The sequence below is a fragment of the bacterium genome, assembly GCA_024224155.1.
In the GTDB taxonomy this organism is placed as follows: Bacteria; Acidobacteriota; Thermoanaerobaculia; order Multivoradales; family JAHEKO01; genus CALZIK01.
Window position 1 is genome coordinate 1 of the sequence record JAAENP010000368.1, and the last position, 1,531, is coordinate 1,531.

The window sequence follows — 1,531 nt, forward strand, 5'->3', positions numbered from 1 at the left end:
CAGCCCGACGATCCCGGCGGCTACGGCCCCAACTGGTCGAACGTCGACGACTACGACATCCCGACCGTGCTGAGGAAGCAGATGGACTGAGACTGGAAAACCAGCCAGAGGAGCAGTCGATGACCTACCGCAAGTCTGACGGACCGTTCGGCATGCTGCCGAAGAAGACCGCCATGGACCTCGAGAGGGAGGGAGGCGAAACCCTGTTCACGATCTGGAAACCGGAGGACGACGGATGGACGCTCAGCTCTTCAGAGTGGGCGCCTTCCGAGCCTCGACCGATGAAGGAGCCGTCGGTGGCGCGGGAGAGCGATCGCTGATCTGGCGTCCTTTTAGCGTTTGAGTCCCGCAGGGCGAAGGTAGGAAGATAGGTGCCGGGGACCTCGGTCCGGGGCTTGCCTTCTGCCACGGGCTGCTACGCCGCGATGAAGACGTCTTCGAGACGCTTGGCGTCGAGCACGCGATCGGCCCAGCTCTCCAGCTCCTGCTGGCTGGCCTGTTCCAGGCGCTGGTCGATCCAGCCTGGCAGCTCATGGAACCGGCGCTGGAGCAGGCGTCTCAGGATAGATGCTCGCAAGCGCTCCTTGCCCGGCTCGAATGCCGTCGAGATGTGCACGGCAGCTCCTCTCGGGTGACGCGGTCTGGCAGTCAACGACGGTTCTTCCTTCTTTGGCGTCGTCGGCGGCGAGGCTGCGGGCGCCGTCGCCGTGCGCGCTCCTCGAGCTTCTCGCCGACATCGACGATCAGCTCTTCGGTGAGCTCCCGTGCCTGGGTAGCGTCGAGCCACAGCCGGAGCGCGGCGAGGGCCTCGTCGTCGGCCTCGAGCTCACGGAAACGCCGAAAGGTGTCGGCCGCCAGCTCCTGAAGCTCGGGCCATCGCCTGGCAAAACGCAATAAGGCTGAGCGGTCGAGAGCGACACGGGCGTACTCGAAGGGCGCGCCGAACTTGTCGAAGCCCAATTGCGCCTTCTTGAACAGCCGCTCGCCTTCATCGGTTCGGCCGCTTTGAATGCTGGCTTTACCTTCCACCCAGAACAGGATGCATTTGGAAACGCTGAGCCGTGGCCCCGCGAGTTGGCGTGCGTGCCGCAGATATCGTCGAGCTGCTTCGAGTTCCTTCGAGGCCTCGAGCCCGAGCACCGAATAGGCCAGGTTACTGGAAGCCGAGAGCTTTACGTGGCGCGACAGCTTCGTATAGTACTGTCCGAGCACCCTACTGAGGCTGTCCACCGCCTCTGAGAAGCGCCGGGCATAGGCAAGGGCTCCTCCCCGCGCGGCCAATGCGTGGCCGATCCATTTCTCGTCCTTTTCAGCTTCAAAGATGTCTGTGGCCTGGTTCACCAACTGCAAAGCGTCGTTCGGTCGGTTCTGCAAGTTCCGCAGCGTCGCCCATTTGATATAAAGCCGACCCTTACAGGCAGGCGACAGGCTCTCTCGATTACAGATGCTCAGGGCCGTTTGATACCGCATCTCCGCCTGCCGTGCCTGCCCGACTGCACGGAACGCAGCCCCAAGGAGCGAGTAGGCATCG

3 protein-coding genes are annotated in these 1,531 nt (G+C 63.3%); 1 reads left to right on the forward strand and 2 read right to left on the reverse strand.

Annotation, left to right across the window (positions count from 1 at the left end; all coding sequences use genetic code 11):
- The first annotated feature begins 119 nt into the window (after window positions 1-119).
- Complete coding sequence (locus tag GY769_18765; GenBank protein ID MCP4203965.1) at window positions 120-320, forward strand: hypothetical protein; 201 nt, start codon at window positions 120-122, stop codon at window positions 318-320.
- 95 nt (window positions 321-415) lie between these two features.
- On the opposite strand, the gene GY769_18770 is transcribed toward GY769_18765, so the two are convergent.
- Both GY769_18770 and GY769_18775 read right to left on the reverse strand, forming a co-directional pair.
- On the reverse strand, window positions 416-616 hold the full coding sequence (locus GY769_18770; protein MCP4203966.1) for a DUF4351 domain-containing protein: 201 nt from the start codon (window positions 614-616) through the stop codon (window positions 416-418).
- A 32-nt stretch (window positions 617-648) separates the two neighbouring features.
- Window positions 649-1,341, reverse strand: coding sequence for a hypothetical protein (locus GY769_18775; protein ID MCP4203967.1), 693 nt, complete (start codon window positions 1,339-1,341; stop codon window positions 649-651).
- Between the last annotated feature and the right edge of the window lie 190 nt (window positions 1,342-1,531).

Bases quoted from the DNA above. Each gene is read 5' to 3' on its own strand.
- GY769_18765 (MCP4203965.1), top strand. From the start codon at position 120: ATGACCTACCGCAAGTCTGACGGACCGTTCGGCATGCTGCCGAAGAAG.